Below are 25,495 nucleotides of genomic sequence, written 5' to 3'. Positions count from 1 at the left end.
GGGTTCGATCCTGAGCCATCCGGCGCCCTCTCCTGTTGACCCTGGATCGGCTCCGCTCACGGGCAGCTGGGCACACGTGACTGCGAGATCACGCTGTGCAGGCTCGTCATCCTTTCGACATTTTGCATTCATCGTTCTGTGCTAACGAGCGAGCACTGTTACTCGCCACTTTTGGTTGAAACTGAACGACCGTACCGGTTCAGTGGTGGAATGGTTTGATACCGGCGGTTAGGTTGCCCTCGGTCAAAAAGTCGGATTCCAGTTCAGCGCGCTACCTGGACGAATTAGCGAAATTATCCGAACGTAGGACTGGGGTATTTCCGCCTTGGGTGGTGACTGCAATCCGCCATCAGTGAGCGCTCTTACGGCACTGATCGAGATCGGCGATTCGGCGCAACGATATCCTCCTCAGGCCCGGCGTCCCTGTCGATTGAGTCCTGATTCTACTCGCACGCGGGCATGCATTCTGTAGCCCGTTCGGTGGAATCGACTTAACTCGGTACGCCTGCGACTGGACCGAGTGCGCGGCCGTTGAGCCGTACGCTATCACCCGCGGACAAGTGAGACTGTCCGTCAATAGTGTTGTGCACCAATACTGAATGTGACATCCGTTCACGGATCTGAGTCCCCGTCATCGCGGCTCACTGTCCGGTCAGCCAGGTGGCGTGTGATACGACCATGGACGATGTGCGGCTAGTTTGAGAAGTGGTGAATGCCCCTTTCCGAGCGTAGTCGTCTGATTTCCAAGGGAAATAGATCGTTGTGTCAGGAAATTTCTTTGGGCATGTCGTACATTCGACTCAATGTATCGCCTATCTGTACCTTTTCGCGGCGAGAGCGCGTTAGATATTCCTGGGGAAACTCATAGTTTACTGCCAGTCCGGGGGCCGACCAACGTGCTGGGAGAACCTCGCATGACGAAGTCCACCGTCAACCGAATCCGTCTGATACGCCGCGTGATCGCTTCCTTTGGTTTCGCGGTCGCATTGATGGCGTCGGCCCCCGTTGCACTTGCGTTCGCGGACGATTCCGGAGCTTCTTCGGAATCGAATTCATCGGCGTCGTCAGAATCGACATCCTCGACGGGTCAGGACTCCTCATCCGACTCCGGCTCCGAGTCGTCGTCGGTGTCCGGATCGGATACGGAGTCGTCACAGGCGCATTCGTCGGAGTCGGACGCGGAATCCGATTCGGCAACGGGCGCCGGACCGATCCCATCCGAGGACGCTTCCAGCAACGACATCACCGCGGCGTCGGGCATCGAGGCCGGCAACGCCGACACGCCGTCGAAGTCGTCCGGCGAATCCGAGTCGGGAACTCCCACCGCCGGTGGCAATGCAGACTCCGGCACGGCGCCGGCCACCGATACCGCACCGCAAGCCGACCAACCGGTAGTGACATCGCCGCCGATCGACGCGCCGGCCCCGGAATCCGTCACCGCCACGGGCGGTGTGACGAATCCGGGTTTCCCTGACACCACATCAGCGACCTCGCCGACACCGTCGACCCGAGGTGCGGCATCACCGGCGGGGTCAGCGCGCCACAGCGCGATCGAGTCGACCCCCGCGACGTCGGTAGGTTCGGTGACCGAGCCGATGCCGACCAGCAGTACGCTCCCGCCGAGATCTGCACTCGCGGTTACCGGTGTACCCGCGGTACCGCCGGCGGCGGCATCGATCGCCCAGGCCGCGACACAGTCGCCAGATCCGCAACCGGTGGTATACTTAGCGGCAGCTGAGCCGCCGGCGGCCCCGGCGCGCGCACCTCTCGCGAGTGTTCTGATGGGGCTGTTGAGTTTGGTCGGCCCGAACGCCGCCACGTATCCGAACCCCGGAACACCGACCGCCCAGATCAGCCGGTTTGGTGTAGCGGCGTGGGCGTTATTTCGTCGTATCGAATCCACAGTCGCCAACCGTTCACCCGATGCGGTCAACGACGCCGTCACCACCTCCGAGGACGTCGCCACGACCGGCGATGTGCTGACCAACGACACCGATGCCGATGGTGACGCTTTGAAGGCGACGCTCGTCACGGGCCCTCAACACGGCACCCTGACCCTTGACGCGGACGGCTCGTTCCTCTACACCCCTGACGCCGACTACGCCGGTATCGACACTTTCACGTACGCGGTAAGCGACGATACCGGGCGTGTCCACCTGCACACTTTGGGCGACCAATCGAGCCCCGACGGCGGGCATTCCGACACCGCGACCGTCTCTATCGCTATCGCCGCGGTCAACGATGCCCCTGTCGCTCTCACCGACTTCTATACCGTTGCCGAGGACAGCTCCCTGATTGTGGGCGGGCCAGGTGTGTTGGACAACGACACCGACGTCGACAACACCCCCCGCGAGTTGAGCGCGGTACTGGACACCACCCCGGTCCATGGGAGGTTGGCGCTGAACGCCGATGGCTCGTTCACCTATACCCCGACCACGAACTTCAACGGTGCCGACAGCTTCAGCTACCGCACCACTGACGGGCTCGACTCAAGTGGTCCCGCGACGGTCACCGTCACGGTCACCCCGGTCAACGACGTGCCGGTGGCCGGCGACGACACCGCGACCACGATTCAGGGTGCGCCGGTCGGTATTGATGTGTTGGACAACGACACCGATGTCGAGGACGGGCGTCTCACTCTCACACCGGTGTTGGCATCGCAGCCGGCCAATGGCGCGGTGGTCCTCAACGCGGACAAGTCGTTCACGTACACGCCGAACAACGGTTTCTCGGGCACCGACAGCTTTACCTACAGCGTCACAGACAGCGACGGTGCGACCAGCAACACCGCAACCGTTTCAGTCACCATCGCCTCGCGCAGTATCGACCTCGGGCAGACCTCGCCGGCAGCGGTCGTGGTGAGTCCCGACGGCACTCGGATTTACTCCAGCAGCGGAGTCCAGGATGCGCCGGCGGTGTATGTGATCGACGCTGCCACCAACACCACGATCGCCACGATCGCCGTTGGTCCCGACACCCCGTACAACGGCATCGTCGGAGTCGCGGTGACCCCGGATGGCCAACGCGTCTATGCCACAAGCTTTTATGACGGCACCCAGATTCAGCCCACGGTGTACGTGATCGACACAGTCACCAACACCGAGATCGCCACCATTCCGATCGGGGAGGAGTACCAAGTCGATTCCGCCCAGTCGGCGTACCCGGTCGGGTTGTCCAATATCGCCGTCAGCCCGGACGGTCAACGCGTCTACGTCGCGACAACTGTCGACGACGGTGATCAGGTCCAGACCGCGATCAAGGTGATCGACACCGCCGACAACACCCTGATCGGCACGATCGACGTCGGGAACGCCGATCAAGAGATGATCACCGGCATCGCGGTGAGCCCGGACAGCCAGCACATTTATGCCAGCGCGTACCTGGCCACCGACGACGCGACCGGAAACGCCCAGGTGCAGGGTGCGGTGTACGTCATCGACGCGACCACGAATGCCGTCGTCGCCACGGTCTTGGTTGATGACGCCAATCAGCAAGAGGTGCTGAGCGGCATCGTCGTGAGCCCAGACAGCAACAACGTCTACGCCAGTGCGTATCTGGTTGCCGACGATGCGACCGGAAACACCCAGATGCAGGGCGCCGTATACATCATCGACAGCCAAACCTACGTAGTGACCGACAGGCTTCTCACCGCTGAACTTCCGACCGGCATGGCGGTCAGCCCAGACGGGCAGCACGTCTACGTCGCCGCAGTTGACCTCCCCGGCGCCGCGGCATACAGCGTCAACGACACCATCCTTGACGCCGTCGACGACGGCTCCCCGCTGGGCGTGGTGCACGTGATCGACACCGCGACCAACACAATTTCGGCATCGATTTCCGTCGACACGTTCCAGACTCCCGGCCCGCAGTCCAACATCAGCGTGAACCCGGATGGCAGCCGAATCTACGTCAGCGGCATTGCCCTGACCGACGGCGACGCGCACGGCACCGTCAACATCATCGACACCAGCAGTGGCACTGTGCTTTCCGACAACAGCAGTCCAACTCGTGCGCTCGCCACAACCGTCGGCCAACCTGCTGCGGGAGATGCCCTCACCGATTTGCTTCGTGATTCTGACGGCGTCGGCTCCGCTGTCGGCCATGCCGGTGTGTTGATCGCCAACGGAACTGCCAGTCATGCCAATGCCGGACTGGTGTTCGGTGACGGTTTCAGCTACACGGCCGCCACGTGCACCGACACCGCGCCGTGCGACGGTGGGGACAGCGCGTTGATCGGCAACGGCGGTAACGGATTCAACGGTGGTGCGGGCGGTGACGCCGAACTGATCGGCGACGGCGGGGCGGGCGGTGCCGGCCTGCCGGGACAGACTGGCGGCGACGGCGGCAACGGTGGACAGGTCCGTGGCGACGGCGGCGCCGGTGGCGCAGGTGGAAACGCGACCGCACCAGGTGTTGACGGCGGCGACGGCGGCCGCGGCGGGAACGCGGGCGCGGTCGGCGACGGCGGGGCCGGCGGGGCGGGTGGAGCCGGCGGAACCGGGAGAGACGGGATCAACGCAACCGTCGCGGGCAGCGTTGGGGGCGACGGCGCTACGGGTGGCGATGGTGGGGCCGGTGGCCAAGGCGGACTGGGCGGTTCGGTATCGGGTGACGGCGGCGCCGGTGGCCTGGGCGGCCGCGGTGGTACCGGTGGCGCAGGTGGTACCGGCGGCACTGGAACCACCGGTGTAGCTGCTGCCAGCTTCGGAATGGGCGGCACGGGAGGCAATGGCGGTGCCGGGGGTGCCGGTGGCGTCGGCGGTGCGGGTGGCAACGCCGGTGGCGTGGCAGCTGGTGGAACCGGCCAAGCCGGCGTCAACGGTGACGGCGGCGTCGGCGGCACCGGTGGCAACGCCGGCACGGCCGGCGACGGCGGCAACGGCGCCGCGGGCGTGTGGGGTCTGCCCGGTTCCGGCGGACTGGAAGGTGCTGGTGGCGACGGCGGCAACGCAGGCACCGACGGCGCGAGCGGTATCGGCGGTTCCGGCGGGAGCGCCGGGGTCGGCGGCTCCGGAGGTTGGGTAGGAGGAGCCGGCGCCAGCGGTGGCGCATCGACCGGCGACATCCGCGGCGGAAACGGTGGCGCCGGAGCCGCCGCAGACGCCGACCACGACTTCGGTAGTGCCGGCGGGACCGGGGGTATCGCTCGCGGCTACGGCGAAGGCGCCGCCCGGGGCGGCGATGGGGGCTCTGGCGGAGCGGCCACGAGTGACTGGTCGACCGGGTTCGGTGGGGAGGGAGGTGCTGCTTACAACTACGGAACCGGAGACGCGCTCGGTGGACGTGGCGGCATCGGCGGTGACAACCCGATCGGAACCGGCGGAAGCGGTGGAGCCGGTGGCACCGCCTATGTTGGCGGCGATGGTTACCTTCCGTTCCCGCAGGACGAGTTCACCGACGCCCCGTATGTCAACGACAGTTCCTCCAGCGGGAACGCAATCGGCGGTGACGGCGGTCGGGGCGGCAATGGCGGAGACGGCAGTAACGGTCTTGGTTTCAGCGGTGGTGGAGTCGGGGGCAGCGGCGGCTCGGCGTTCAACTATGGACTCGGACATGCCAACCCTGGCGTCGGTGGGGATGGCGGCGAGGCCCAGTTTGGTGGGAGTGGCGGTGCTGGCGGCAGTGCCTTCATCGTCAACAGCACGTCAACCGCTGATGCCGTGGGTGCCGCCGGGGGTTTGGCTGCCTCGAATGGCGGGTCCGGCGGAGCGGGTGGCAGCGCAATCACATTCGGCTCGGGAGATGCCGTCGGTGCTGACGGACGTGGCGGCACGAATGGGATTAACGACGGTGACGGCGGTTGGGGTGGTGCCGGCGGGTACGCGCTGACCTTCGGGACCGGACAAGTGACAGCCGGCAACGGCGGTGAGGGGGGAGATGGCTCCGGGTACGGCGGAGACGGCGGGGACGGCGGTATCGCAGTCATCGTCAACAGCACCAACGGCTTTGATGTCGTCGGCGGAAACGCTGGAAACGGCGGTGCCGGAAGCAGTCACGGTGGGGACGGCGGGGATGCCGGCGCAGCAAGTACCTCCGGTGCAGGCCAGGTCACTCCGGGTATGGCCGGCAACGGCGGTTCGGCAGTCGGCGTCGGCGGGGATGGCGGCAACGGTGGGTCGGCAGGCATTTTCAACGCAACCTCAACTCGCGATGTGGTCGGCGGACTCGGTGGATCGGGCGGGACCGGCCAAACTGGCGGCGCAGGCGGCGACGGTGGCAGCGCCACCACCTACGGCACCGGAAAGGCCACCGGCGCTGCCGGACGCGACGGTACCGATGGCGTTAACGGTGGCGATGGCGGCGATGGTGGCTATGCCACCATCTACAACGGCACATCCTCGGCTGATGCGATCGGCGGAGTGGGTGGAGCGGGTGGAACCGGTACTGCCGGTCAAGGTGGTGACGGCGGCGATGGAGGCTCGGCCGAGACCTACGGACTTGGATACGCCCTCCCTGGCACCGGCGGAAACGGTGGGGCTAGTCCCACCGAGGGTGGCGGCGGCGGTATGGGCGGCAGTGTCTGGATCTACAACAGTGCGTCGAGCCTCGATGCCATCGGTGCTTTCGGAGGGACCGCTGGCCCCAACGGCGGGTCAGGCGGTTCTGGTGGTAGCGCCGTGACCTACGGGAGCGGATATGCCATCGGTGCTGACGGACGCGACGGCAGCGACGGCGCCCATGGCGGATGGGGTGGAAATGGTGGCAGCGCCGCCACGTTCGGTGGCGCGGGCGTTGTCGCAGGTGCCGGCGGTGACGGCGGGAATGGCTCCGACGGGTACGGCGGGCCCGGCGGTGCCGGCGGCAGCGCCGCCATCAACAACAGCACTTCAACCTTCGACGTCGTCGGCGCGGACGGCGGACGCGGTGGCGATGGCACCGTCGGTGCCGGAACGTCGTTCTACCAAGCTGGCGGTGTAGGTGGCGGCGGGGGTGATGCATATACAACCGGGGCCGGAAACGTGGCCGGCGGGGCCGGCGGTGCGGGCGGAAGCGGTGGTGCCAGGACTGGTGGAGCTGGCGGGGACGGCGGGGACGCGCACATCGACAACACTGCTTCGAGCGCCGCCGCAAGAGGTGGCGATGGCGGCGACGGCGGTTCAGGCGGCGAAAGGGGCGGGAACGGCGGGGGCGCCGGGGCAGCTCTTAGCACAGCGGGGACCGCCAATGGCGGCAATGGTGGCGATGGAGGCAGGGCTTCATCGGACGGCGTAGGAGGCAACGGTGGCTACGGTGGCTGGGCAACCAGCAGCTCCGGACTCGCGCACGGCGGCGACGGGGGCGACGGCAGACGAGGCTACCGCGGCGGTTCGGGCGGCAATGGCGGCGATGCGATCACCGCCGAAGGCCAGGCCGTTGGCGGGAATGGCGGAAACGGCGCACCGAGTGATGTGCCTCCCCAGACTGAATCCGACTGGTTTAGTCGAATGGGTCTGCCAGGTCAAGGCGGTCGTGCGACGGTCACCGGATCTACGGGTGTGGCCGAAACGGGGCAGGACGGAGTGACGGACTACAGCGCGCCTGCATCCACCGGCGAACTCTACAGGCGCCTGCGTCAGCATACGAGCGCTGAGAGTGGTTTCTACACAGAGACAGTCGTTGGGCCAGACGGCGAAGAGCGCCTCATCGTCTATGTCGGTGGTTCCACCGACTTGAATTCAGCATCCGATCAGGACTGGCTGGAGAATATCCCTGCGGCGCAAGGCGAACTAGACACGAATCTCGTTGACACGGTCAAGGCGGCCACGAAGGACAACCCCAACATTGAGATCCTCTTGGTCGGTTACAGCCAAGGCGGCATGGACGCCCAGAACCTCGCAGCTTCAGGCATGTTCAACGTCGTTGGTGTCGTCACCTTTGGTTCCCCGATCGTGCAAGGTCCGCCCGCCGAAGACTCGTACAAGATCGTCTATATCGAGGACACCGCCGATCCCGTTCCGCAGCTGCCTTTCGTCCCTGTGCTGAACCCCTTGCCAGTCACAGTTGTCGCGAATCTAACCAAGGATCGTATTGACAACTACGTCGACGGCACAATCTTTGAAGGAACAACCGGCCTCGGCCCCTTGGTGGTACACGGAGACGAAAGCACATATGAACAACTCGGATCCGAGTTCGATCAAGCCGATGGGCACGACGACACGAAGGCGGTCCTCGCCAAGTTCCAGGGGAACGTAGTTCACGTGAGTTCGCACGCTGCAGCATCAACCGAAACACAGGTATAGATCGCAGTCCTTGGGTGGCAGAGCACCTGCAGGTGTATGGTGCGCCACGCACCAGCCAGCGCTTGCGGCGAGGCACCGTTCGTCGGGACTCGGTTGCGGTCGCCCTGCACATCGGATGAATCCAGCTCCGGCAATCGGAGCTGGATTCATACGATCTCGAGGGTGACCTCAGGCCGCCACGTGCACCGCGTTCTGCGTCTCGTCACCCATGTCCGAGGCGCGCAGTCGGATCATGGTCAGCGCCACCACCAGCGCGAGAACGAAGAACCCTGCACCCCAATAGAATGCGACGTCGTAGCTGTAGATGCTGGCCGCCTTGAACGCGGTCGCGTCCACCGGAACCGGGTGGCCGGTTGCCGGGTCGACGGTCATGGCGCTGCCCGGGTGGCGGGCGAAGACCTGCGCGACGATCGTGCTGAGCAGCGCCAGCCCGACCGACCCGCCGATCTGCTGACCCGTGTTGAGCAGGGCGCTGGCGACGCCGGCGTCGCGTTCCTCGATGCGGTGCAGCGCCACCGACTGCATCGCGACGAAGATGAACCCCATGCCGCCTGCGATCAGTACCTGGCTCGGGAGGACGGTGCCCAACCAGGTGCTGTCGGAGTCGAGTTGGGCGAGGTACAGCAACCCGGCGACACCGAGCGTCGATCCGGCGATCGTCGGGATGCGCGGACCGATGCGGGGCAGCAGTGAGCTCGAGATACCGGCGGCGACGATGATGGCGGCGGGGAAGGGCAGGAAGGCGACACCGGCGCCGAGTGGCGTGTAGCCCAGCGTGTTCTGCAGGTAGTAGCTCAGGAACATGAACACCGCGAACATCGGGATCGGGATGATCAGCGAGAGCAGGAACGCGCCGCCCCGGTTGAGGTCGCCCGGGATGCGCAGCGGCAGAAGCGGATTCGCGGATCGTGCTTCGATGTAGACGAAAGCGACCAGCAGCGCCGCGGCCAATACGAACAGGCCGACCGTGGACACCGACGACCAGCCGACCTCGGCGGCGCGGGTGAATCCGTACACCAGGCTGATCAGACCGATCGTCGCGGTGATCGCGCCCGGGACGTCGTATCCGCGCCTCCGTACCGACGGGCGGTCGTGGGCCACCAGAGCGATCGCGCCCACCGTGGCGATGGCCGCGATCGGGGTGTTGACCAGCAGCGTCATGCGCCAGGACACGTATTCGGTGAGTGCGCCGCCGGCGACGAGGCCGATGGCCGCGCCGCCGCCGGACACCGCGGCGTACACGGCGAAGGCCCGGGCACGTTCCTTCTGTTCGACGAAGGTGACGGTGATCAGCGACAGTGCCGCCGGGGCGAGGATCGCGGCGAAGGCGCCTTGCAGGGCGCGGCCGCCGAAGAACGACACGCTGTTCCACGCGAGGCCGGCGACTGCCGAGGAGGCGGCGAACCCGATCAGGCCGATCAGGAACATGCGCCGTCGGCCCAGGTAGTCGGCGAGGCGGCCGCCGAGTAGGAGCAGGCCACCGAAGATCAGGGTGTAGGCGGTCATCGCCCACTGCCGGTTGGCATCCGAGATCTCCAGGTCGACCTGGGCAAACGGCAGTGCGATGGTGACGATGGTGGCGTCGAGGACGACCATCAGCTGGGCGAGTGCGATGACGCCGAGGGCCCACCAGCGTCGTCGGGAGTGGTCGACGATGACGCGTTCTTCGAGAGCGTCGTCGGGTGGGGAGGGTTGTAGGACTTGGGTTTCCGACATGATTGCCCCTGAGATACGGGATGGATTTGTGTGGTCGGGAAGGTCGGCCGGCCGAGCCGCTGCATCGGGACTGGTGTTCGCTGCCGACCTGAGTAATAATGGCAGAATCAGACAGAAGTCGTCAAGAGACAAAAGTTGGAAAGCGACAATTGGCTTGAAATGTCCGTTTCTTTACCTCATCGCGACACAAGACGGTTAGTATCGCGAACCATGGAGAGCGTGTGTGCGAAGCAAGGCCTGCGGGAGCGCAAGAAGCAGCAGACCCGCTCGGCGTTGATCGCGGCGGCGCTCGACCTGTGTGACCGTCAGGGATTCGACGCCACGACGGTCGAGCAGATCGCCGACGCCGTCGACATATCGCCGCGCACGTTCAACCGCTATTTCGCCACCAAGGAGGACGTGGTCCTCGGTCCGATCGAGGAGATGGTGACCGCGGTGGTCGCCGCGCTCGACGCGCAGCCACGCACGGGCAACGAGCTCGAGGCGCTGTGTGAGGCGCACCTGCAGGTGTTCCACGACGCCCTCGACGAGGCGCGGCCGTCACCGTTGTTCGAGCAGTTCATGACGATGAATCGGATCGTCGCCACCTCGCCGGCGGTGCGGGCGCGCAGTGTCGAGATGGGACAGTGGAAGACACAGTCCATCCGGCGCAAGGTGGCCGAGCGGATGGGTCTCGACGAGGAGGACCTGCGGGTGCGGGTGGTGATGTCGACCTATGGTGCGCTGATGCAGCTGGCGATGGATCAGTGGCAGCCCGATTGTCAGCCGGGTGATCGGGAGGCGATGCTCGGCTGTGTCAAGGCGATCGAGTCGACCTACGCCACGTTCCGGGAGACGATGCCGGGGGCGTAGACGGGCATCCGCAAGGGTGGTAATCGTCGGGTCGCGTACAAGCGCCATACAGATCGGTCCGGCCCCTCCTGGACGAGGATCAGTCCCTGACCCTCTTTCAGCGGTCACCGCCGTGGGCCACGCCCAACGACGATCACTCCGCGACCCCCTGACACTGGCTGCCGGCCTTCGTCGAGGGCGGGGTGTTCGACACCGGGGTGGGCGAGGGGTGCGCGCGTCTCTGTACCACTCTGATGTCGACGTGTCCCACTGGCGGTCCGCGAGCTCGCCGATATCGAGCTCATCGACACCGATGGCATGGCAAGGATTCCGCCATAGTGGTGCTGCCGACAGGTTTCACAGCGACCGTCTCCCGTACCTTGATACCCGACATGGCTCATTCTCGAGGATTTCGCGGGTCGCGGGGTGTCTGACCTGGGGTGACGGGTTGCGGCTTGGACCCTGAATCACGTGACGGGCGGGTGAGGAATTACGTGACGGGCAACCCCATCAACCGGGGGAGCTACATGACCGCTGACAGCGGCCGGGCAACGTCCAGACACGGCACCCACATACGCCGCGCTACCAGCAGTTTTGCAGGTGAAGCGATACGCTCTATGTACGTGGCAACGGCTATGCGCGCCGCCACTAGTAGTAGCCATCTGTTGATGGTGGCAATAGACGAGAGGATGGTCTTTGCATGGCAACTGACGCCGATGTCGGACGGATTGCCGGTGCGGGAGAGCACTCCGTGTCGGCTATTGAGGTTCTGCGCGACGAACTGGACAGCGCGACGTCGTGCATTTACCACGAGCGAAAGGCACTACAGACGTTTGTCATGCACGTGGGAACCCGAACCGTAATTTCGAACTCTGAACCGCCAACGGACGGCCCTCTTACGGCACCATCAAACAAGTCTTCATATGGGCCAGGCGAACTCAACCCCCAGGACCAGACAGACCACGCGACTGCGACCGCTTTCACGCTCAGCAGGATCATCAAGGACCGACTAGCTAGGCCAACCGACGACCTGGTAATCGCCACGGTCGACAACCTAGACCAGGTGATCGACTCTGCGATAGGAGACTTCTTGCTGCTCTACGGCGATAGCGCTCCACCTGAGCTGGACAAAGAGGCAACTCGAGAGTTCCCGAATGCTTACCATACGCCGATACACCTCGCTTCGTTAGCGGCAATTGTGCGGCTCCGATCTTCAAAGAAAGAATCAGTAGATTCCATTATCGCGGTTGGCGATCATGTAGCAGGCATAATTGCCGAATGGTTCCGACTCGACGTCCGCCTTCGAGGATTGGTTCCACATGAGAACGGGCCGCAATCTCCGATCGCCACCGACGTTGCGGTCCAGCAGCTTGCATTTGGACAGGGGAACGCATACCTAACGTTCTTGGCTATCAGCTCGCTGGTTCGGTGGCTTGATGCGAGGGAAGATAGATGCGCTCCAGAAGTTCGAGAAGCAGTTCAAGAAGCATTGTCAGTGGCCTTCGCTGTGGCAACTCTCGATCTAAGTCGGCACTTGGCTTCTTTCGACTCAGGCCTTGAAAGCCTGTTTGACGCTGTCGAAGTGATCTGCACTCTCGCGGTTGTCAGTATGCTCAGCATTAAGCTGGATCGAGTCGATGAGTTCACTCGGGCAACAGTGCATGCGGCACTTCGACTAATCGCAGGAAATTTTCTTTTGAGGGATGGTAGCTTCGCACCGAAGCCTGCCGCTTTCACGACCCGCGACCGTCGCAGCGTAGTGATTTCGACCGCCGAACTAGCAGACATCCTTCTGGAGGGCGCAGGGCCCTATCTTTCGGCTGAGGACCTCTCACTGCTCTCAAGGGTCGTCGAGGGCGTAGTGCGAAAATCGAAGGGCGTACGAGGATGGGGGGCAGATTCGTCGGGAAGCAACACTCGCAAACCATCATTCGTCACGTCCGCGTCGTTATCCTTTCTCTCGCGCTTCGCGGATGCCGCACGGATAGCAATCGCAATAAGAGCGTCTCGTGAGCTCGACGCTCGCCCGCACGGACCTGACGATTTTTTGAAAGAATATAAGTTTCCCCTTAACGTCAGAGAAGCACTGAACCAGCATGTAATCCGGCCATTAACCAATGGTCAGCGCGACTTGGCTGCTATGTCGCTGGTCCTTGAGGGGCCGCCTGGTACATCGAAAACAACAATCGCGAAGAAGATTGCCTATGAGTTGAGGTGGCCGCTCGTCGTACTAGAACAAGGGTCGTTTCTGCGTCGTGGCGCCACGCAGATCGAGGCTGAGGCCGAGCGCATATTTGAACTGCTTAATCAGCTAACCGACACCGTCGTACTACTGGACGAGATAGAAGAAATGGTCGGTGATCGAGAAGACCCGGGAAGCCAGCAGTCCAGCAGATTCTTGACTACCTCAATGTTGCCTAGAATTCATACTCTGCGGGATGCGGGCCAGATCGTTTTCATCATTGCGACGAACTTCCTGGATCGACTGGACCCAGCTGCCGTGCGCCCAGGCCGGGTTGACAGGATATTCCGCGTCGACCCGCCCACGAAAGATGAGCGCTCCGAAATCCTCACTAGCTTTGCAAATGAGTACAAGGCCCCGCCTCAGGTGAGCGGATTCCTCAGCTCGGAAGAGTGCTTAAACGCGACCGATGAATTCACAGTCGGCTACCTCAGGGACGTCGTGCGAACTCTTGTAATTGAAATAGAAGAGGTCGAGAATCGGGCCGCAATGTTGGCTAAGGTCGCGGAGATCGGAAAGCGAGTAAACAAAGAACGACTTCGCGATTCGGGAAAAAATAACGCCAGCCAAAGGTCGGGGAGTCACGCATGAGTTCACCATGGGCGAGCCCTTCTCTAGGTCGCATACTTGCTGAAGCCTATATTGGTGACCTCTCACTGGATCGCCACCCACACGAGGCAAGGCAATACGGACTGCCGCCGCTACCTCGGCCCCCACTTGTATATACCGCGTTCGATGGTGACCATTTCGCGATTGTTCCGCTTATGCGTCAACATGCGTTGAGGATGGGTGCTGTGCCCGTGAGTCCGGAGAGCGTCATCGGCTACAAAGACTCAGTAGATGCATACCAAGACAAACAGGGGGTCTTACGAGCGGATCTCTCAGTACTCGACAAATGCGATGAGTTGTGGATCTACACCGACCTGCCACCGTCTATAGACAGCATTGGCTGGCTAGCCGAAGGTGTGGCAACAGAACTGCTGTGGTTCTCGCGTGCCAGGAGGACACGCGGAGACTCGCTTCGGGTGAATTTCGTGCCTATCACAAGGATCGCCACGCTCCCGCTAGACAAGGTAACGCCAGTTGGCGTTCAGATGGACTCCATGCAGGTCGAAGACTCTATTCATCGGTTCTTCCCGGAGTTGTTCCCGTTTGTTGAAGGCGTGAGCGCGGATGGCTTGCCGCCAGTCACTCTTTGCATTCATGACCCGCTCGATACGAAATACGCTGACTGGCTAAGGGCGGAGTCGCACCAGAAAAGGTGGGTGCCTGTAGTTCCAGCCCTCGCAATAGAGGTCGGGGACGGATATGGAAGCATGCCACTAGCTAGTGTTTTAGAGGCATGGGTTCAACTGCCGAGGATTGTTGACGCCTATTGGCTCTTTGAGAGTATCGACGGACGGCCAGAGGCGGCGTTCGTGTCATTGATGCGTGCTGTGCTGGGAGACATGGGCAAAAAGATGCTCCCTCACGAGTGGTCTGACTTTGGCGTGCCCAAGGCGAAATTTGGCAGTGACTGGCCGTTGACGGGCAGGGAGGGACGGGGAAAGCCCTTCGTACGCGGATTCATTGAGAGTAGGAGCAACATCAATGTATGAGGTTGAGCACAAGTACCGGCTCACTCCAGAACAAGCAAGCCACCTGGATGGCTGGCTTCCGTTTGGCGATACGGAGCGCCAAGAAGACCGCGTTTATCTCCAGAGAACGACGTCATTCGACGACTTCAAGCGCGGCGACCCTGTTGTGCGTCTTCGTCAAGTCGACGGAGTGTGCAGTCTGACCCTAAAGCAGGCGGAGTCCGATTCAACATCTCGTGAGATTGAGACTAGTGTTAGCGAGTTTGAGTCAGCTGACGACCTCTTGATCGCGCTCGGGTTGAACCCCGTAACGTCGATCACCAAGGCACGGAAGACATACGCGGTGGACGGATTGTCCGTATGTTTAGATCGTGTCGAAGGCCTCGGGAGCTTCCTGGAGCTGGAAGTCTTTGTTGAGCGAGAAGATCTAGTGCAGGCCGCCGAGTCAAGGTTAACCGCATACCGCGATGAGCTAGGGCTAGATGTCGGGCAGCTCGAGCCGCGCAAGTACGACGTGCTAATCAGTGAGCTCGCAAAGTCAAGTTGAGATACCACAGGGCGTCACTACCCAGGGTCGGGTGGCCGGAGGGCGTTCCACCTGCCGGCTCCCATCCCGGCGTGACAGTCTCCTGTTACCGGGCTCGTGTCATCCTGGTCACCAGGCTGTGGTGACCCACTGCCAGTGCCGAGAGACCCGGGGATACGCGAGGGTGAACTCCCGGAGTTTCTGGCGGGCCCGGCCAGTGGTGTCGTACCGTCGGTACTTGTTGCGGATCCAACGCACCAGGTAGGCATTGATGCGGGTCAGGATCGGGTGCACGGGCTCCGGCCGGTTCTATTCCGGCGAAATCAAGACAGCATTTCCGCACGCCCTGCTCGTCACCGGCGAGGTGTGCTTTGCCGACTCGCCATCGCGGTGCCCCAGAGCGCGTGAGATCACCGGCAAGGGCGCCGGCTTCGAGCATGCGCGTGGCCAGCGACGCGCGCAGCACCCGTAACCCGTGGCCCGCGCCATCGGGGAACCGTGGTCGCGGTGGCCGCGAGCGCCCGGGCTGCGACCTGATAGCCGGACTCTGGACTGATGTCCGGGATGCGTCCGAGACAGCCAGATCGACAGCTCTTTTCGCTGATGCGAGGACATCTCCGGCATCACCCGACGAAAGTCGGCCTCGTCCTTGGGTCGCTGCCGCTTGGCCTTGAACAACAAAACGGGCTCTTCGAGCTTGAGCGGGCAATGCCTGGTCAGCGGGTCGGCGTGTCGATGACGTGAGACGCCCCTGGTCTCCGGAAATCTGGATGTTGCGACACATTCCGATTTCGGTGAGGAGTACCAGGGGCATGGCTGATGCTACGTCGTTGTTGTTGGGTCTGGAAGGACTCGAGGTCCGAGGGGTGTCGAGGCAGGTCCACCGGGTCCGGGTGGTGGATGTGGTGACCGTCGATCCCGACGCCGCGCGCTGCCCGGACTGTCGGACGATCTCGACGTCGGTCAAGGATCACGCGGTCACCCGACCCCGCGATATTCGCTACGGCGATGATCCAATCCTGTTGCAGTGGCACAAGACCCGCTACCGGTGCGTAAACCGGCTCTTCGAAGTTGAGCGGGCAAATCGTGCTCAGCAGTGGAATTGCTGGATGCTGGCCCGCTGGGCGCGGGTGCAGTGGAATCGTATCCGGCGCCGCGAGTTCTCGGTGTTGCGGAACCCGCAGGCGACGCGTTTGACCTGCTTGACCAGCCGGTTGTAGCCCTCGGTGCGGGCGTTGGTCAGCCTGGTGTGCAAGAACGCCAGGATCGCCGGCCACCACGTCTCGATCGTGGTCGCCAACCGGGTGATACGATTCCACTGCACCCGCGCCCAGCGGGCCAGCATTCTGGTCAAGCTGGCCAACGACATGGTCACCGCCGTGCGTCGGCGGGTCACCTTCGACACCCACGGTCGCCGGGGCCGCAAACAGGATTTTGCCCGCTCAACTTCGAAGAGCCGGCAATCCGGCCCCAAGCAACCAATCGAAGAGCCTTGCTTGGCCGCTGCGATCCGTGTCTATTAACCGCGGATTCGGTGTTAATGGTCATAACGGTATCGACCTCCGGGCGGGAATGGGCACCCCTGTGTACGCGGCCGCGGATGGCGTCGTGCGGTTTGAAGGCTGGGGACAAAACAACAGTTGGATGGGCAAACCAGCCGGCATTTGCGTCCTGTTGTGGCACCCGGGTAAGAATCTCTACACCGGATACGCACACCTCAGTCGGACAGTCATAGACTCCGGCAACACCGTCAAGAAGGGGCAACTGATCGGGTACAGCGGCAACACCGGACAGGTGACTGGCCCCCACCTGCACTTTGAGGTATTGCCCGCCAATCCCAGCATCAAGCGCCCATACTACGGTCGGATAGATCCGAGGCCTTATCTGCCCTGATTCCTCCTGAGCGCTTTGTCCGAGAAATCGACGGATCGCCAAAGGGCCCTTCCTAATTCAGGATGCGTGACTCTGCCGCGCTCTGAATCAGGAAGGGCCCTGAAGCTCTGCTTTTGGTCGGTCAGTCGGTTCTTGATGGCGGCTTTCGAGCGGCGGTGACTATCTCCAACAGGTCTGACTGAGACGCGCCAATGCTAAAGGGGTTCGATCCCGGGGGCGCGCAGTCGGGCCCACGCCTCCATGAGCGCAACCGCGACGTGGCTGGCGGGGCGCGGTGCTCATGGGGCGACGCCGACGACTCCCGCAGGCTGAATAGTGTTCCACGCCAAAGTGATCACCCGGGTGCGGGCCCGTGTGCGGTCGGTGTAGGCAAGGCGACTTCGATGGTGCGCTCGCCGAGGCGGGCGGTGATTGTCACGTCGGTGGCGCCGGCGGCGGCCAGATAGTTCGCCAGCGTGGACAGCAGCAGGTCATCGCGCGCCTCGAGTCCGGAGACTGCGGCTTGTTTGATGCCCATCCGCTGCGCCAATTCGGTCTGGGTCAGCTGAGCCGCGCGTCGGATCGTTGCCAGGCCCATCGCGTGCGCGCGATGGGCCTGGGTCATCTCTGCGCGAATCACCTCGACCCGTTGCGCGGTCTCTGGGTCGGCCAGCATCTTCGTCAGTCGTTCGTTGCCACGAACGAACGCGGCCTCATTCTTCTCACTCATCGTCGTCACCTCTCTCGGTCTGCCGTTTCCACGTCTCGATCGCGGCATCGGTGCGTGATCCGACGCTGTCGTAGAACACATCTCCCATCCGTGCTATATCTCCGGCGAAGAGAGCCACCACCACATGGTCGTCGTCGGGGAACCAAACGATCAGCCGCACCGCCAGGCACTCGCGATACGGGTGATCGACGCGCCACAGTTGGTAGCGCCGTGATTGCCGCACGCGCGTGAGTGTCGGCGACTCGGCGACCGGGGCGGAATCCAACTCGGCGAGCACCTGCAGTTCAGCCCACAGCAGGTCCAGGCGCGCCCGGTCGACGCCACCGTTCGCCGCGGCAGACTCCTCCAACCGCGTCAGGTAGTCGTCGAACTCCCGTGACCCAGTCGATCAACACGAGGTCAATATTACTTGGAGACAATATTGCTTGCAAGTAATACTAGTTGAGAGGTTCTTGGGTCGGTTTCATTCCCTTTCGACCCGAACGTTTCGTAGCGACGGTATCGCCAACCGGTGACCGACCGACTCGTCACATACCCTGACTACGCGTTCTTTCGCTCGCGTTCAAGGAGACCTGTGGACAGCTCACATCGGATCGGTGTCGTGGAAGACCACGCGGTAACGGTCGCCGGCATCCGCGCGTTGCTCGAGCCGTATCCGGAGCTGACCATCACCGCTGCGGCACCCAGCGTGGCTGAGTTGCTGGCCACGACCACGGATCTCGATCTCGCCATCCTCGACCTGCGACTGCCCGATGGTTCGTCGCCGGCCGCGAACGTCGCCGATCTCGCCGCGGCGGGCATCGAGAACGTCCTGGTGTTCACCTCCGGCGAGGAACCGTATCTGGTCAGAACAGCAGCCAAAGCGGGGGTTCTGGGAGTGGTGCGCAAATCGGAACACGACTCTGTGGTGGTCGCCGCGATTCGCCGAGCTGCCGATGGCGGCGTGGTCGGCACCATGGACTGGGCGATGGCGATCGACGGCGACGCCGACTTCGCCGGGGTTGCGCTGAGCCCGCGGCAGCGCGAGGTTCTCAGTCTGTATGCCTCGGGGGAATCGGCGCAGCGCGTGGCGACGCTGTCGCGGCTCTCGCCCGACACCGTCAACGACTACCTGACTCGCATCCGGCAGAAGTACGCCGCCTCCGGACGTCCCGCTCCCACGAAGACCGACCTGTACCAGCGCGCATTGGAGGACGGATGGCTACCCTTTCCCCGCCGGCGACGACGCCGCTGACCCCGACCGACGAGCAGAGCGCGGCAGTAAGGATCGAGCGCCTGTTCTCGATCTTCGTCGGCGCCGGTTACTTCGCCTATCTGGCGATCCTGGGACCACAGATCGTCGCGCAGTCCTCCATCACGGCAGCGTGGTGGACCCTCGTCGCACCCCTGGCCGTCTTCATCCCTCCGGCGGTTCTCCTGATCGCCGCACTCGCCCGCAGACGCACCCTCGCGCGCAATGCCTCGCGCACCTGTGCGGTCGCGTTCGTCATCGTCGCCCTCGGCTGGTTGCCGGCATGGAATGGCGGAACCATTCACGACCAACTCTGGTTCTCGGTCATCCCGGGCCTGCCCGCACTTGCCGCCGCCATCACGCTGCCGCCCCGCTGGACCGTGACGTTGATGGCGGCGGCGATAGTGCCGGCGCAGCTGGCAAACGCGCTGTGCCGACCCGACGACTACGCCGGAAACCTCACCGCCGAAGTCATGTTCGCATTCGCCTTCATCCTCACGTACACGTGTGCGGCGCTGATGGCGATACGTACCGGCAGACTTCTCGATGAAACGCGCGCCGCAGCCTACGCAGGTGCCGCTGCGGCCGCCGAAGCCGACGCCCGACGCAGCCAACGCAGTCACGTCGACGGCCTGCTCCACGACTGGGTCATCTCGACACTCCTGGCCGCCGCCAGACAGGGAAACACCGACATGGTTCAGCGGCAGGCGACGATCACTCTGGAAAAACTGGACTCGCCACCCGCGGAAGTCACCATGCTGTCCGTCGATGCCGTCCGCACACCGTTGCGCGCCGCGGTGCTGGCTGTCGACGTGAGCCAACAGGTCGTCACCACCTTCCACGACGACGCCGCCTCGCTGCGTGTGCCCGTCGACGTCATCGACGTTCTCGAGTCCGCTGTCGGGGAGGCACTGCGCAACAGCATCATCCACGCGGGCGAGGACGCCGACCGTGCCGTGGCTCTGCACATCGCTGCCGACGCCATCGGTGTCACCGTGGTCGACGACGGCTGCGGCTTCGATCCCGCGAGCATTCCTCCGCATCGCCTCGGTCTGGCGGTGAGCATCCTCGCGCGAGTCCGGTCGCTACCCGGCGGGAGTGCCGAGGTGGTGTCGAGCCCGGGCGCCGGAACCCGCGTGGACCTGCGATGGGAGATCGCGCGGTGAGCGTGTTCGACGTCCGGTTGAACCGGGAGACCGGAGATATTCGCTCGTTGTTGGGCATGAACACCCGCGTCGCCTGGGCGATCGCGGCGCTGTTCCTCGCGGCCGACGCGGCGTTGTGGGTGACCTCCGCGGGCGATCTCTCCGCGATCTGGCCGGGCGCGCTACTGCTTGCAATACTGGCCCTGAGTGCGGTGGCCATCCTCGCGGTCCGCCAGGACCCGCTTCCGGCACCGTGGGCCGCTGCCGTGGTCGTCACAACGACCCCGGCCGCCTACGCCTGCTTCCACGCGCTGCCGGTCCCACCGAGCTCACCGGATCAAGTCTGGATGTTCGGTGGAGTGACCATGCTGTGCACGTGGATGTGTGTGCGTGGACGGGTAGGGGCTGCCTGGCTGACGATGATCGGTCTGGTCGCCGCGGTGATGCTGTGGACCGTCACCACCGATCGAGGAGCGCTGGAGGGCTTCGCGATGAGTGTGGTGCATTTCGGGCCGTTGCTGATGGCCACGTTATTTGCTGCGACCATCCGGCCGGCCGCACGCAACATCTACGAACTGCGACGACGTGCCGTGGAACAGAATGCCGCACACGCTGCGGCTGTGGCCGCGGTGGCCGAACGTGACCAGCGTCTGCGCGAATTGAACGCCGACGTGGCTCCGCTGTTGACGCGGATCGCCGAGGATGCGCCGCTCCCACCAGCTGAACGAGAGCGTTGCCGCAATCTGGAAGCGCAGATACGGGATTCGTTGCGAGCGCCCATCCTCGCCGGCACGCCGGAAGTCGCTACCGCTGCGGCACACGCCCGGAGCCGTGGAGTCGAAGTGGTCATGGTCGACGGCCATGCCCTCGACGACGCCGACGAACCCGTGCGTACCTCCGTGCTGACGCACATCGCAAAGGTGTTGGACACCACCACCGAGGGTTCTGTGGTGATCCGCATCCTGCCGCCGGGCCGCGCGTTGTGCGGCACCGTCGTCGTCGACGGCCCCCGCACCGTGCTGCGTGTCGAGTTCCACCCCGACGGGACACCACGGAGCGACGAGTCCGCTCTCGGAGGTGAGCGCGACAACAGCGAGCGCGAGTGGTTGCCGCAGCAGAATTGAGGCGACAGGCGAGGACAATATGCATCGGTTTCGTTCCTCGTTCATCTCAACCCGCCGCACAGAAAATAGGGCAACGCCGATGAACGCCTGCGATACCGGCGTGGGCTGCGGCGATTCGGGGTGACGGCGCCGACAGCAGGACGGACACGGTAGAAGTCCCTGGGGATCAGGTCGACGATTGCGCCGGGGGCGCCGACATGTCAGGCGTCGGACTCGGCGTCGGATTCTTCGCGCGCCCGACGCTTGTCCGCGTGCAGGGACTTGATCCGGCGTTCTTCGCGCCGCACCTCGATCTGGGTGGCGCGCTCGGCCGCCAGCCAGTCCGGCATCTCGGCGAGCAGTTCATCGATCTGTGCCGTCGTGAGCGCTTCGGTGACACCACCGCGGACCAGGGCGGAGTTGGAGATCCCGAGTTTGGCGGCGACCAGATTCTTCGGATGCGGGCCGTCGGCGCGCAGCGTACGGAGCCATTCCGGCGGGTCGGCCTGCAGCTCGGCGAGTTCGGCTCGGGTGATGGGGCGCTCGCGGAACTCTGCCGGCGTCGCCGGCAGGTACACGTCCAACTTCTTGGCGGCGGTGGCCGGCTTCATCGACTGTGAGCTCATCCGCCGAGGATATCGCGGTAGCCTCTGGTCGTGACCACACCCGGCCCGACCACCGGCGACGACGCCCCAGTGTTCCGGCTGGCGTTCGTCCCGGGGGTCACGCCGGGCAAGTGGGTCCGCACCTGGGAGGAACGTCGTCCCGATGTGCCGCTGGAACTCGTCGGCCTCGACGTCGCGGACTGCGCCGAGGCCATCGGGCAGGGGCGCGTCCAGATGGCGATCACCCGCCTGCCGGATGCGCTACGGCGCGGCGACGGGGGAGCGCATCACACCATCGAACTGTACGAGGAGAACACCGTCGTGGTGGTGCCGAAGGACCACGTGCTGACCGCAGGCGATGAGATGACGCTGGCCGATCTCGCCGACGAACAGCTTCTGTGGCCGTTGGACGAGCCGTTGACGGTGGCACAGCGTCCGGGTTCGGCAGTGTCCCATCGACCTGAGACAACCGGCGACGCAATCGAACTCGTCGCCGCGGGGATCGGTGTGGTGTTGGTTCCGCAGTCGCTGGCGCGCCTGCACCACCGCAAGGATCTGGTACACCGTCCGGTGACCGACGCCCCGACCTCGACCGTAGGGCTGCTGTGGCCACAACCGACCACCGGACTCGCCGACGAGTTCATCGGCATCGTGCGCGGCCGTAAGGCGACGTCGTCGCGCGGCCGTACCGGCGAGGCGCCCAAACGGTCGGCCCGGGAGAAAGCGGCGGCCAAGCAGGCAGCACGCGAAGCGGCCGGGAAGATCCCCGGCAAGAGTGCTCGACGCGGTCCCGGACGTCCCAAGCGTCGGTAACCGGCGCAGGGCGAGCCGCGGGTTCGCCCGAGAGCGTCAGGCCCGCCAGTCCGCGGTGCGCTCCGGCGACGCCTCGGCCAGCGCCCGGCGTGTGTTCTCGACATCGAAATCCTTGCCGTACACCGGAGTTCCCGGCTGCTGGCGCCACGACTCGGCGAGCGGTCCGGCGTCTACCGGGTCGAAGCCGAGTTCGTCGACGATCCGGAACACGATGTCCTTGCCGGCCGGGTCGTCGCCGGCGATCGGCAGCGCGATCCGCCCCTGCGTCCCCGCGGGTACACCCTTGTTCAGCAGGTGCTTCCAGTAGATTCCGTTGAACACCTTGTACACCGGTACGCCGAGCAATTCCGACACCCAGACACTCTCAGGTGTGCCGTTCTCGATTGGCTCGATCTTGCCGTCTCGCTGCTGCGGGTAGTAGTTGTTGGTCTCGACGACCGGCGCATTCACCTTGCGGGCGTCGAGGATTCCCGATTCGAGGTCGGGGGTGTTCTTCTGCGGGATGCTGACGATCACCAGGTCCGCGTCCTGTGCGGCGTCGGCCGCCCACGCCGCAGTGGCACCGGTCTCCGCGGCCAGCTCGGCGAGCGTATCCGGGTGGCGGGAGTTCGCCACGCGTACCTCGTGGCCCAGGGCCGTCAGGCGACGCGTGAGCGTTCCGCCGATGAATCCCGCACCGATGATCCCGATCTGCACGACTGCACCTCTTGTTCGACGACGTGTTGACCATTTGCGCAACGAGTAGATCCGTTGGGTTCATTCCCGTCTCGGCCGATGGGTGATGAGCGACTCAGTCGTGGGGGGTCCCATGACGCCACAACGTTCCGCGGAACGTTGTGGCCGCGAACTGCGCCACCCGTGCAGATGTCCTGCACGTACACAGGCGCGTCCAACCGGCTCCCGATGGTGACCGGCCGGACCGACACATCGGCCCATCCTGCATGTTCATGTGACTACACCCGTTTCCTTGATTACGCGTACCGGACGAATCGGGCCGTGATTCAATGAGCGCGCTCGGTCGGTGGCACAGGGGAGTTGGACGTATGACCAATCTGGGGCGCAACGGAATTCGGCGATCGCGGAAAGACGATCGTCGACGTCATCGAAAGCAGAAGCGAAACGGCGTGGCCGCAGGTGTCGCGACGCTCGCCACCGTGGCCGCGGTCGGTGCCGGACAGATGATGGGTCCGGGGCAGGCGCACGCGGCGTTCTCGTTGCCGAGCCCCACTGGATCCATCGGCGACGTCATAGCCGCTCTGGCCAACAACGGGGTCACCCAGGAACTCGCAGATCAGTGGCGATTCAGTCTCTGCTCGTCGGACTCGGACGGAGGACCGGTCAGCTCAGGCGCGGATTGTTCTGGCTCCACGGGCGCGGGGGTCGCGGTGGTGTTGCCGACGAGCATCGACCTGGTTCCGGCGTCCGCATACGACCCGCTGAAGGATTATCTGAACACGCCGGGCGGCAACGTGGTCGCCGAAGGTGTGCGCCAGCTCGCGATCGCGGCGGCGCAGCAGCTCGGCGTGACGGTCGATCCCGTACCGGATGCCGCGCTTGCGGAGGGGAGTGCATCGATCCTCGGCGACGGAGTCCAGTTCGCGTTGGCCTCCGGAGGCGGCAAGGCAACCGCGATCGCATACCTGCCGATCAGCGTGGCCACCGCCGGTGCGAGCGATGGACGGACAGCTGTCGCTTTCGCCGTGGTGGGCATGGCGAACGCATGGACCACAAGTGCGATTCCGGTGACCATCTTCACCGTGCCCACCGGGTTGGCGATCCCCGCCGTGAAGCACGTCAGCTGCTACGGCGGGCTCACCGCCGCCTACGCCGAGGACGTCGGGGCATGCGCAAATGTCCTCGGCACCTTCGACTTCCGGCTCGACCTGCTCAAGGACACCCCCGAGGTGCAATTCGGGCTCACCGACCCGTCGGCGGTCCTGTTCGACCCAACCGGCGTCCTCAGTCAGGTACTCGGCCAACTGCTGAACGGCCAACCGCTGACTCTCAGCAAGGATTTCGCCCGCCTGTCGTTCGCCGGCGACCATGACCTGCTCAGCGGCAACTTTGTCCGGCTGACGAGCGACTACGGTGTGCAGGCTCCGATCACCATCGACTGGCTCGGCCAAGAACTCACCCTCGACCCGATGGTCACGGTCAACGGACAGGAACGGCCGAATCATCTGGGGACCCCGGTGCTCACCCTCGGAGCACTCGACAGCGGCGAGATCGTCCCGGTCGTCCACCTACCTGAGATCGACTTCCCGTTCGGGATTCCCACGGCCGGTCCGTACACCGTCCCGGACATCACCACCATGGCCACCGCGACCACCGTCAGCGCCCTCGCCGAGGACACGACGGCGGACGGGGCTGCGGCTGACGCGGCACCGAGTCTGCTGCGGGCGAGTGCACCGGCATCCGACACCACGCCCGACGACCAGACGCCTGTCGTGGAATCGGTGTCCGCCGGGAACTCGACGTACTCGCCTGAATCGGACAACGCGCCAGAGGTCGAGGTTCCGGCTCCAGAGTCTGCCGGGGCCGGGTACGTCGGCAGGCACCGGAGCATCCCAGCCCCTCCGACGGGCTACGTGGGGCGGCATCGCAGTGGCGACTCCGATGATTCCGGCGAGGGCGCCAGAGCGGGCTCGTCGACGTCGTGGTCCGGCAGTTCGTCCGTAGACACGGGCTCATCCGCAGACACGGGCACATCCGCCGATGCCGGCTCAGCTGCCGACGCAGGCTCGTCCGCCGACACCGGCTCCGACCCAGACTCGGGCTCCGGCTCGACGGAGAACTCGACGGGCGCCGAGTCTTCCAACCCGTCGTCGGCCTACTGACCCGAAGTATGCCGTCGGCACGCACCTCGCGGTGCTCGCCGACGGCGC

General features: G+C 64.4%; 19 protein-coding genes and 1 pseudogene. 12 read left to right on the top strand and 8 right to left on the bottom strand.

The features are described 5' to 3' along the window. Positions 1-1,087: 1,087 nt before the first annotated feature. Positions 1,088-1,819: a hypothetical protein gene (locus ACVT6V_RS26080; RefSeq protein ID WP_489896970.1), complete on the bottom strand. Its 732-nt coding sequence runs from the start codon at positions 1,817-1,819 to the stop codon at positions 1,088-1,090. On the opposite strand from ACVT6V_RS26080, the gene ACVT6V_RS26075 reads away from it, so the two are divergent. Further along, positions 1,782-8,219 carry a cadherin-like domain-containing protein gene (locus ACVT6V_RS26075; RefSeq protein ID WP_489896969.1) on the top strand — a complete coding sequence of 2,146 codons (6,438 nt, stop codon included), beginning with the start codon at positions 1,782-1,784 and terminating at the stop codon, positions 8,217-8,219. The two genes, ACVT6V_RS26080 and ACVT6V_RS26075, sit on opposite strands and share 38 nt — an antisense overlap. Positions 8,220-8,387: 168 nt before the next feature. On the opposite strand, the gene ACVT6V_RS26070 is transcribed toward ACVT6V_RS26075, so the two are convergent. Continuing rightward, positions 8,388-9,935, bottom strand: coding sequence for an MFS transporter (locus tag ACVT6V_RS26070; RefSeq protein ID WP_489896968.1), 1,548 nt, complete (start codon positions 9,933-9,935; stop codon positions 8,388-8,390). A gap of 210 nt (positions 9,936-10,145) precedes the next feature. Here ACVT6V_RS26070 and ACVT6V_RS26065 point away from each other — a divergent pair, with 210 nt between their 5' ends. The 4 genes from ACVT6V_RS26065 (at position 10,146) to cyaB (ending at position 15,132) form a co-directional block, all read left to right on the top strand. Continuing rightward, positions 10,146-10,787 carry a TetR family transcriptional regulator gene (locus ACVT6V_RS26065; RefSeq protein ID WP_489896967.1) on the top strand — a complete coding sequence of 214 codons (642 nt, stop codon included), beginning with the start codon at positions 10,146-10,148 and terminating at the stop codon, positions 10,785-10,787. Positions 10,788-11,466: 679 nt separating this feature from the next. Then, positions 11,467-13,599, top strand: coding sequence for an AAA family ATPase (locus tag ACVT6V_RS26060; protein WP_489896966.1), 2,133 nt, complete (start codon positions 11,467-11,469; stop codon positions 13,597-13,599). Positions 13,600-13,808: 209 nt separating this feature from the next. After that, positions 13,809-14,606 (top strand): hypothetical protein, encoded by a 798-nt coding sequence (locus ACVT6V_RS26055; protein ID WP_489896965.1) that lies wholly within the window; start codon positions 13,809-13,811, stop codon positions 14,604-14,606. Beyond that, positions 14,599-15,132: a class IV adenylate cyclase gene (gene cyaB / locus ACVT6V_RS26050; RefSeq protein WP_489896964.1), complete on the top strand. Its 534-nt coding sequence runs from the start codon at positions 14,599-14,601 to the stop codon at positions 15,130-15,132. The genes ACVT6V_RS26055 and cyaB overlap by 8 nt, the downstream gene beginning before the upstream one ends. Positions 15,133-15,240: 108 nt before the next feature. Here cyaB and ACVT6V_RS26045 read toward each other — a convergent pair whose 3' ends face one another. Next, positions 15,241-15,405 (bottom strand): hypothetical protein, encoded by a 165-nt coding sequence (locus ACVT6V_RS26045; RefSeq protein ID WP_489896963.1) that lies wholly within the window; start codon positions 15,403-15,405, stop codon positions 15,241-15,243. 476 nt (positions 15,406-15,881) lie between these two features. Here ACVT6V_RS26045 and ACVT6V_RS26040 point away from each other — a divergent pair. Continuing rightward, positions 15,882-16,151: pseudogene (locus ACVT6V_RS26040) on the top strand (hypothetical protein); the annotation flags it as partial. A gap of 50 nt (positions 16,152-16,201) precedes the next feature. On the opposite strand, the gene ACVT6V_RS26035 reads toward ACVT6V_RS26040, so the two are convergent. Next, entirely contained in the window at positions 16,202-16,486 is a 285-nt protein-coding gene (locus ACVT6V_RS26035; RefSeq protein ID WP_489901017.1) for a transposase, read from the bottom strand. A gap of 137 nt (positions 16,487-16,623) precedes the next feature. Here ACVT6V_RS26035 and ACVT6V_RS26030 point away from each other — a divergent pair, with 137 nt between their 5' ends. Continuing rightward, entirely contained in the window at positions 16,624-17,004 is a 381-nt protein-coding gene (locus ACVT6V_RS26030; RefSeq protein ID WP_489896962.1) for a M23 family metallopeptidase, read from the top strand. Between the two features lie 334 nt (positions 17,005-17,338). Here the strand turns inward: ACVT6V_RS26030 and ACVT6V_RS26025 are convergent, their stop codons facing one another. Then, positions 17,339-17,713, bottom strand: a complete 375-nt coding sequence (locus tag ACVT6V_RS26025) for a helix-turn-helix domain-containing protein (protein ID WP_489896961.1) — start codon at positions 17,711-17,713, stop codon at positions 17,339-17,341. Continuing rightward, positions 17,706-18,062: a hypothetical protein gene (locus ACVT6V_RS26020; RefSeq protein WP_489896960.1), complete on the bottom strand. Its 357-nt coding sequence runs from the start codon at positions 18,060-18,062 to the stop codon at positions 17,706-17,708. Before ACVT6V_RS26020 ends, ACVT6V_RS26025 begins: the two co-directional genes overlap by 8 nt. Positions 18,063-18,287: 225 nt before the next feature. On the opposite strand from ACVT6V_RS26020, the gene ACVT6V_RS26015 reads away from it, so the two are divergent. Genes ACVT6V_RS26015 through ACVT6V_RS26005 form a run of 3 tightly spaced genes read left to right on the top strand, consistent with a single transcriptional unit; the run spans position 18,288 to position 21,213 of the window. Next, the gene (locus ACVT6V_RS26015) at positions 18,288-18,947 is read left to right on the top strand and encodes a response regulator transcription factor (RefSeq protein ID WP_489896959.1); all 660 of its coding nucleotides are present in this window, start codon (positions 18,288-18,290) and stop codon (positions 18,945-18,947) included. Next, the gene (locus tag ACVT6V_RS26010; protein ID WP_489896958.1) at positions 18,911-20,110 is read left to right on the top strand and encodes a sensor histidine kinase; all 1,200 of its coding nucleotides are present in this window, start codon (positions 18,911-18,913) and stop codon (positions 20,108-20,110) included. Before ACVT6V_RS26015 ends, ACVT6V_RS26010 begins: the two co-directional genes overlap by 37 nt. Further along, on the top strand, positions 20,092-21,213 hold the full coding sequence (locus tag ACVT6V_RS26005) for a DUF8320 family protein (RefSeq protein ID WP_489896957.1): 1,122 nt from the start codon (positions 20,092-20,094) through the stop codon (positions 21,211-21,213). Before ACVT6V_RS26010 ends, ACVT6V_RS26005 begins: the two co-directional genes overlap by 19 nt. A gap of 200 nt (positions 21,214-21,413) precedes the next feature. Here the strand turns inward: ACVT6V_RS26005 and ACVT6V_RS26000 are convergent, their stop codons facing one another. Further along, positions 21,414-21,803 carry a DUF5997 family protein gene (locus ACVT6V_RS26000; RefSeq protein ID WP_489901015.1) on the bottom strand — a complete coding sequence of 130 codons (390 nt, stop codon included), beginning with the start codon at positions 21,801-21,803 and terminating at the stop codon, positions 21,414-21,416. Positions 21,804-21,842: 39 nt separating this feature from the next. Between ACVT6V_RS26000 and ACVT6V_RS25995 the strand changes: the two genes are divergently transcribed. Next, positions 21,843-22,610, top strand: a complete 768-nt coding sequence (locus ACVT6V_RS25995; RefSeq protein WP_489901014.1) for a LysR family transcriptional regulator substrate-binding protein — start codon at positions 21,843-21,845, stop codon at positions 22,608-22,610. Between the two features lie 36 nt (positions 22,611-22,646). Here ACVT6V_RS25995 and ACVT6V_RS25990 read toward each other — a convergent pair whose 3' ends face one another. Next, a complete protein-coding gene (locus ACVT6V_RS25990; RefSeq protein ID WP_489896956.1) occupies positions 22,647-23,348 on the bottom strand; it encodes an NADPH-dependent F420 reductase in 702 nt (233 codons plus the stop codon). 305 nt (positions 23,349-23,653) lie between these two features. On the opposite strand from ACVT6V_RS25990, the gene ACVT6V_RS25985 reads away from it, so the two are divergent. Then, positions 23,654-25,447, top strand: coding sequence for a hypothetical protein (locus tag ACVT6V_RS25985; RefSeq protein ID WP_489896955.1), 1,794 nt, complete (start codon positions 23,654-23,656; stop codon positions 25,445-25,447). The last annotated feature ends 48 nt before the right edge of the window (positions 25,448-25,495 follow it).

Source organism: Gordonia sp. LMA167, from assembly GCF_058130025.1.
This window is presented reverse-complemented; position numbering and strand designations above follow the sequence as displayed.

Bases quoted from the DNA above. Each gene is read 5' to 3' on its own strand.
- ACVT6V_RS26075 (WP_489896969.1), top strand. From the start codon at position 1,782: ATGGGGCTGTTGAGTTTGGTCGGCCCGAACGCCGCCACGTATCCGAAC.
- ACVT6V_RS26070 (WP_489896968.1), bottom strand. From the start codon at position 9,935: ATGTCGGAAACCCAAGTCCTACAACCCTCCCCACCCGACGACGCTCTC.
- ACVT6V_RS26065 (WP_489896967.1), top strand. From the start codon at position 10,146: ATGGAGAGCGTGTGTGCGAAGCAAGGCCTGCGGGAGCGCAAGAAGCAG.
- ACVT6V_RS26060 (WP_489896966.1), top strand. From the start codon at position 11,467: ATGGCAACTGACGCCGATGTCGGACGGATTGCCGGTGCGGGAGAGCAC.
- cyaB (WP_489896964.1), top strand. From the start codon at position 14,599: ATGTATGAGGTTGAGCACAAGTACCGGCTCACTCCAGAACAAGCAAGC.
- ACVT6V_RS26025 (WP_489896961.1), bottom strand. From the start codon at position 17,713: ATGAGTGAGAAGAATGAGGCCGCGTTCGTTCGTGGCAACGAACGACTG.
- ACVT6V_RS26010 (WP_489896958.1), top strand. From the start codon at position 18,911: ATGGCTACCCTTTCCCCGCCGGCGACGACGCCGCTGACCCCGACCGAC.
- ACVT6V_RS26005 (WP_489896957.1), top strand. From the start codon at position 20,092: ATGGGAGATCGCGCGGTGAGCGTGTTCGACGTCCGGTTGAACCGGGAG.
- ACVT6V_RS26000 (WP_489901015.1), bottom strand. From the start codon at position 21,803: ATGAAGCCGGCCACCGCCGCCAAGAAGTTGGACGTGTACCTGCCGGCG.
- ACVT6V_RS25985 (WP_489896955.1), top strand. From the start codon at position 23,654: ATGACCAATCTGGGGCGCAACGGAATTCGGCGATCGCGGAAAGACGAT.